The organism is Streptomyces sp. NPDC127098 (assembly GCF_042722465.1).
GTDB classification, from domain to species: Bacteria; Actinomycetota; Actinomycetes; order Streptomycetales; family Streptomycetaceae; genus Streptomyces; species Streptomyces millisiae.
The window spans coordinates 171,294-177,457 of the sequence record NZ_JBHXFJ010000006.1 but is presented as its reverse complement, the minus strand read 5'-3'; the positions used below and the strand labels follow the sequence as shown (position 1 = coordinate 177,457).

Genomic DNA, 6,164 nt, shown 5'->3' with positions numbered 1-6,164 from the left:
GCTACCCGCGGGGGGGGGGGGGGGGGCCGGGCCGGGCCGCCCGCCCTGGGGCCGCCCGCGACGAGCCCGCGGCCCCGAACCCCCGGGGCGGGGGGGCCCCGGCCGTCGGCGTCCCGGAAGCCGGGCGCTCGGGGGTCAGGCGCGGACGGCGCCGGTGACGGCCCAGCGTCCCGTCCTGGTCCGCAGCAGCAGGGTGACCAGGCGGGTGCCCATCATCAGCCCGGCCAGCGCCCACCACAGCGCGGTGAGGCCGCCGCCGAGCCCGGGCAGCAGCAGCGCGATCGGCGTGAAGACGGCCAGGGTCAGCAGCATGGCCCCGGCCAGGAAGGGCCCGTCGCCGGCGCCCATCAGCACCCCGTCGAGCACGAAGACCACGCCGGCGATCGGCTGGGTGACGGCGACCACCAGGAGCACCGGCAGCAGCCGCTCGTGCACGGCCTCGTCGCCGGTGAAGAGCCGGGGCAGCAGCGGGCTGGCGGCGGCGAGCAGCAGGCCGATGGCCACTCCGGAGACCGTGCCCCACCAGATCATCCGGCGGCAGGCCGAGCGGGCGCCCGCGGCGTCGTCGGCGCCGAGGTAGCGGCCGATGATCGCCTGTCCCGCGATGGCGATGGCGTCCAGGGCGAGGGCCAGCAGGGTCCAGACGGTCAGGGTTATCTGGTGGGCGGCGACGTCGACGTCGCCGAGCCTGGTCGCGACTGCGGTGGCGATCAGCAGCACGCCGCGCAGCGAGAGGGTGCGGATCAGCAGGGGCACCCCGGCGCGGGCGCTGGCGAGGACCCCGGCGGTGGTGGGGCGCAGGCTGGCGCCGTGCGCCCGGGCGCCGCGCAGCACCACGCGGAGGTAGGCGGCGGCCATGCCGAACTGGGCGAGCACGGTGCCCCAGGCGGAGCCGGCGACGCCCAGGTCGAGGCCGTAGATCAGCACGGCGTTGAGGGCGATGTTGACGGCGAAGCCGGCGATGGCCACGTAGAGCGGGGTCCTGGTGTCCTGGAGGCCGCGGAGCACTCCGGTGGCGGCGAGGACGATCAGCATGGCGGGCAGGCCGAGCGCGCTGATCCGCAGGTAGGTGACGGCGTGCGGGGCGGCGGTGGGCGAGGCGCCGAAGGCGTCCACCACGGCGGGGGCGGTGGGCAGCACGACGGCGACCAGGCAGAGGCCGAGGATGAGCGCCAGCCAGATGCCGTCCATGCCCTGGCGGATCGCGGCCGAGAGGTCGCGGGCGCCGACGCTGCGGGCCACGGCCGCGGTGGTGGCGTAGGCGAGGAAGACGAAGACGTTGACGGCGGTGGACAGCAGGGCGGCGGCGATGCCGAGGCCGGCGAGCTGGGCGGTGCCGAGGTGGCCGACCATGGCGCTGTCGGTCATCAGGAAGAGGGGTTCCGCGACCAGGGAGCCGAAGGCGGGCAGGGCGAGGGCGAGGATCTCGCGGTCGTGTCGGCGGGCGCTCGATGCGGTGGGTGGCATGGCCAGATCCAAACATCCACAGGTAATGGACACAAGTGGCAAGGAATCCTTACCCTGCGGCCTCGGTCGACGGTCGGTCACCGCCCGCAGCCGTGATCAGGGTGACGGTCCTGAAGTTTTTCCCATACACAGGCGGTGGACGAGGAAACCGCACGTCAGAGCGGGGGAAAGTGGATCTTCGGCGAGTTGTTCACAGCGTCGTCCACCGTCCTCCACGGGGTTGTCCACAGCTTTCGGGACGTTGTCCACAGGGTCTGATCTGAAATCCACATAGCCTGTGGATAACTTGGTTGGTCCTCCCCTCCGCTGGGCTTACCGTAGGTCCCCCGCCGGGCGATGCCGAGTGTCAGAGCTGTGGCGTAGGAAAGAGAAGCGACACACGGCGGCGGGCCGGGAGGAGGCGGGGACGGTGGCCGATCTCGAGCACGCGGGCCCCATGTGGGACGGGATGGAGACGGCGGCGGGCCCTGCCCAGATCTCCCGCCCGCGGAACAGCGCGGAGGACGGCCGCCCCGACCAGGATCCGGGGCCGGGCGCCGACGAGCGCGCCGCCTTCGAGCGGGTGCCGCCCCAGGACGTGACGGCCGAGCAGTCGGTGCTCGGCGGCATGTTGCTCTCCAAGGACGCCATCGCCGACGTCGTCGAGGTGCTGCGCGGCGGCGACTTCTACAAGCCGGCCCACGAGACCATCTACACGGCCATCCTCGACCTCTACGCGAAGGGCGAGCCGGCCGACCCCATCACCATCTCCGCCGAGCTGACCAAGCGCGGCGAGCTCGCCAGGGTCGGCGGCGCCGGCTACGTGCACTCCCTGGTCCACACGGTCCCGACCGCGGCCAACGCCCAGTACTACGCGGAGATCGTGCACGACCGCGCGGTGCTGCGCCGCCTGGTCCAGGCCGGCACCCGCATCACCCAGATGGGATACGCGGCCGACGGCGACGTCGACGACATCGTCAACTCCGCCCAGGCCGAGGTCTACGCGGTCACCGAGCAGCGCACCTCGGAGGACTACCTGCCGCTCGGCGAGATCATGGAGGGCGCCCTCGACGAGATCGAGGCCATCAGCAACCGCAGCGGCGAGATGACCGGCGTCCCCACCGGCTTCACCGACCTCGACGCGCTCACCAACGGCCTCCACCCCGGCCAGATGATCGTGATCGCGGCCAGGCCGGCGATGGGCAAGTCGACGCTCGCGCTGGACTTCGCGCGGGCCTGCTCCATCAAGCACAAGCTGCCCAGTGTGATCTTCTCGCTCGAGATGGGGCGGAACGAGATCGCGATGCGGTTGCTGTCGGCCGAGGCGCGGGTGGCGCTGCACCACATGCGGTCCGGCAGCATGACGGACGAGGACTGGAACCGGCTCGCCCGGCAGATGGCCGAGGTCAACGAGGCGCCGCTGTACATCGACGACTCGCCGAACCTGTCGATGATGGAGATCCGGGCCAAGTGCCGGCGGTTGAAGCAGCGCAACGACCTGCGGCTCATCGTCATCGACTACCTCCAGCTGATGCAGTCGGGCGGCAGTCGCCGCGCCGAGAGCCGTCAGCAGGAGGTCTCCGAGATGTCCAGGAACCTCAAGCTGCTGGCCAAGGAGCTCGAGGTGCCGGTGATCGCGCTCTCCCAGCTCAACCGTGGTCCCGAGCAGCGTACGGACAAGAAGCCGATGGTTTCCGACCTTCGCGAAAGTGGATCGATCGAGCAGGATGCGGACATGGTCATCCTGTTGCACCGCGAGGACGCCTACGAGAAGGAGTCGCCGCGCGCGGGTGAGGCCGACCTGATCGTCGCGAAGCACAGGAACGGGCCCACGGCGACGATCACGGTGGCCTTCCAGGGGCACTACTCCCGCTTCGTGAACATGGAGGGCGGCTTCTGAGGCCGTGCTGTAGGTTCCGCGTTTCGCTGTCAAAATCCGCGCCAAGCCGTCATATCCACAGCTGAGTTTCGACGTCGCGAGTTTTACGTCGGGGAGGCTGGCGTCAGGTGTCCGTGCCGACGCGTTCGAAGGCCAGTGTGGGCAGGTCGACCGCGTGCGCGCCGCCGTCGGCGACCAGTACCGCGCCGGTGATGTATGACGATTCCGGCGAGCCGAGGAACCGAACGATGGAGGCGATCTCGTCCGGTTCGGCCGGGCGTCGGAGCGGGACCTCGGCGGTCGCCCGGCGGTAGCCCTCGTCGCGCCCTCCGGCAAACCCTGCCGCCTCGGCGAACTGTTCCATTGCGCCGTCGGCCATCGGGGTGCGGACCCAACCGGGGCAGACCGCGTTCGCGCGGACACCGTGGGGCCCGTAGTCCCGGGCGATCGACCGGGTGAGGCCGATCAGCGCGTGTTTCGCGACGGTGTACCCCGCGACGTTGGGACCCGCGAACAGACCGGCTAACGAGGACACGATCACCACCTGTCCCCTGGCTTCCACCAGCGAGGGCAGCGAGGCCCGGCAGAACACGAACGCGCTCGAGAGGTTCGAGCGCAACGCCAGCTCCCACTCCTCGTCGTCGGTGTCGGTCACCGACGACAGCCCGTGCCCGCCGGCGTTCGCGACCACGACGTCCAGCCGCCCGAACCGGCCGACGATCTCCGCGACCGCGTTCTCCGCGTCCGAGGTCACGCTGGCATCACACGCGATGACGTGCGCGCCGGTCTCCTCCGTCACCTTCTCCAGCGGTTCGCGCCGCCGTCCGAGGACCACCACCTTCGCGCCCTCGGCCGCGTAGCGGCGGGCCACCGCCGCGCCAATGCCCGTACCGCCGCCGGTGACCGCGACGACCCTGATCTCTGTACTCACCCGGAGTCCTTTCCCTTGTCCTGAGCTGACTGCGTCCATGCCGGAGCTACGTCGCGGAGTTGCGGTCATATCGTCAGGTCCAGCCATTCGCCGACGGTCAGCACGTGTGCGCGCTGTCCGGCGTGCGTGCGGAACTCGTGCTCCGGGTCGGTGACCTCGACGTAGCCCGCGATCTTGTCCGGCTGTTTTGGCTCGTAGTGGATCGGTACCGCGTATCGGGCGTCGAGGATCTCCGCGGCCGCGGCGGCCTGCCTCGGGTCCAGCGCGGCGGGCAGCGGGCTCGGCGGCTGGAGGTGTGGCGCGTCGACCACGGCGCCGTTGGCGGGCAGGAACACCGCGTCGAACGGGCTGAACCGGCGCGCGATGAGCCACCAGTAGCCGTGGAACATCGTGTCACCGCCGTGGAAGACCCGCTGCCCGTCGGCCTCCACCACCCAGTTCAGCTGCGGGTCGCCCAGCCCGTCGACGGCCGGGACCGCGGTGACGCGGAACGTCCCGAGGTCGCGGGTGGACCAGGCATCCACGATCTCGACAGCCAGCTGGTGCCGGGCCAGTTCGCTCTCGGCCAGCAGTGTCGTCACGTTGTCCACGTCGTCGCCGTGGCCGGGCGCCGGTCGCAGCACCGGCGCCCCCGGCGTCAGCACGTCCGCGAGCGCGGGCGCGTCGGTGTGGTCCCGGTGGAGGTGGGTGACGAGCGCGGCGGTGACCTTCCCGCTCGGCGCCGCCAGCCACTCGCCGGGCTTCCACCCCGTGAACAGCGGTGAGAGGTCTCGCACGTAGTCGATCACCAGTCGCTTGCCGCCCGCCTCGATCTCCAGTCCGGCCCAGCCCAGTCGCCGCACCCGCATCCCGCACTCCCTCGTCTCGGTGGTGGGCGACAGAATTTAGCGTACGGGCGTTCGCCAAATCAATAGCGGACGCGCGTACGCTATTCTCGTCGCATGTCACCGCGACGCTCAGCGGCCGAAGCGCGGGCCACCAGGGGCCGGATCCTTGGCCGTGCCGCCGAGATCGCCTCCGAGGAGGGCCTGGAGGGCATCACCATCGGTCGACTCGCCGAGGAGCTGGGGATGAGCAAGTCCGGAGTGCACAAGCACTTCGGCACCAAGGAGACGCTGCAGATCTCCACACTGGACAAGGCGTTCGTGGACTTCTGGCACCGGGTCGTCGAGCCCGCGCTGGCCGAGCCGCCGGGCCTGCGCCGGCTACGCGCGGTCTGCGCCAACTCCGTGGACTACCTGGAGACGCCACTGCTGCCCGGCGGCTGCCTGATGACCGTGGCGCTCACCGAGTACGACGGCCGCCCCGGCCGGGTCCGCGACGCGGTGGCCGAGGTGTGGTCGCGCTGGCGGGACCAGCTGCGCGCCGACCTGACCGCGGCGGTGGACAACGACGAGCTACCCGCCGGGTTCGACGTCGACCAGGCGCTGTTCGAGATCGTCGCCGCCGGGCTGGCACTGAACGCGGCCATGCAGCTCCAGCACGACCAGACGGCGGCGGGCCGCGCCCGCCGCGCGATCGAACGGGCCCTGGACCAGTCCTGACCGCACGCCAGACCGGGCAAACCCGACCCCTTCCCGATGACCGGACCGCCTGACCACGTTCCCGCTGGTCGGGATGGACCGGTTCCGCCCCGAAATTTCCCGAGCCAGTCCCACACCCCGAACTCGCTTTCGGGAGCACCGACACCGCACAGAGAAGTGACACGAAACTCGGAACGATCAAGGTGACATGAAGCGCGGACTGAGATGAACGCGCGGCTCACAACATCGCCATGTGACACCGAAACGCGGACCCTACACGTGCGACCCGCCCCGGAGTGGCTGGCGAGCGCCGAGTTCGCCTCGGCCGTCCGGGGTTTCCTCGACTCGCTCTGAGCTATCGTCGTACCGCGCGTGCGGTGCGCGC

General features: G+C 70.9%; 5 protein-coding genes. 2 read left to right on the top strand and 3 right to left on the bottom strand.

Going from position 1 to position 6,164, the window contains the following annotated elements; all coding sequences use genetic code 11:
- Window positions 1-135: 135 nt before the first annotated feature.
- A complete protein-coding gene (locus ACFWI8_RS06905) occupies window positions 136-1,467 on the bottom strand; it encodes an MATE family efflux transporter (protein WP_387086703.1) in 1,332 nt (443 codons plus the stop codon).
- Between the two features lie 448 nt (window positions 1,468-1,915).
- On the opposite strand from ACFWI8_RS06905, the gene dnaB reads away from it, so the two are divergent.
- Window positions 1,916-3,346: a replicative DNA helicase gene (gene dnaB / locus ACFWI8_RS06900; RefSeq protein WP_387086729.1), complete on the top strand. Its 1,431-nt coding sequence runs from the start codon at window positions 1,916-1,918 to the stop codon at window positions 3,344-3,346.
- A 103-nt stretch (window positions 3,347-3,449) separates the two neighbouring features.
- On the opposite strand, the gene ACFWI8_RS06895 is transcribed toward dnaB, so the two are convergent.
- Together ACFWI8_RS06895 and ACFWI8_RS06890 are read right to left on the bottom strand one after the other, a co-directional pair.
- Window positions 3,450-4,343, bottom strand: a complete 894-nt coding sequence (locus ACFWI8_RS06895) for an SDR family NAD(P)-dependent oxidoreductase (protein ID WP_387086701.1) — start codon at window positions 4,341-4,343, stop codon at window positions 3,450-3,452.
- The gene (locus tag ACFWI8_RS06890) at window positions 4,322-5,104 is read right to left on the bottom strand and encodes an MBL fold metallo-hydrolase (RefSeq protein WP_387086699.1); all 783 of its coding nucleotides are present in this window, start codon (window positions 5,102-5,104) and stop codon (window positions 4,322-4,324) included. Before ACFWI8_RS06890 ends, ACFWI8_RS06895 begins: the two co-directional genes overlap by 22 nt.
- Window positions 5,105-5,197: 93 nt before the next feature.
- On the opposite strand from ACFWI8_RS06890, the gene ACFWI8_RS06885 reads away from it, so the two are divergent.
- Window positions 5,198-5,800 carry a TetR family transcriptional regulator C-terminal domain-containing protein gene (locus ACFWI8_RS06885; protein WP_387086697.1) on the top strand — a complete coding sequence of 201 codons (603 nt, stop codon included), beginning with the start codon at window positions 5,198-5,200 and terminating at the stop codon, window positions 5,798-5,800.
- The last annotated feature ends 364 nt before the right edge of the window (window positions 5,801-6,164 follow it).

Coding starts and splice junctions, on each gene's coding strand:
- ACFWI8_RS06905 (WP_387086703.1), bottom strand. CDS start 1,467: ATGCCACCCACCGCATCGAGCGCCCGCCGACACGACCGCGAGATCCTC.
- dnaB (WP_387086729.1), top strand. CDS start 1,916: ATGGAGACGGCGGCGGGCCCTGCCCAGATCTCCCGCCCGCGGAACAGC.
- ACFWI8_RS06895 (WP_387086701.1), bottom strand. CDS start 4,343: ATGGCTGGACCTGACGATATGACCGCAACTCCGCGACGTAGCTCCGGC.
- ACFWI8_RS06890 (WP_387086699.1), bottom strand. CDS start 5,104: ATGCGGGTGCGGCGACTGGGCTGGGCCGGACTGGAGATCGAGGCGGGC.
- ACFWI8_RS06885 (WP_387086697.1), top strand. CDS start 5,198: ATGTCACCGCGACGCTCAGCGGCCGAAGCGCGGGCCACCAGGGGCCGG.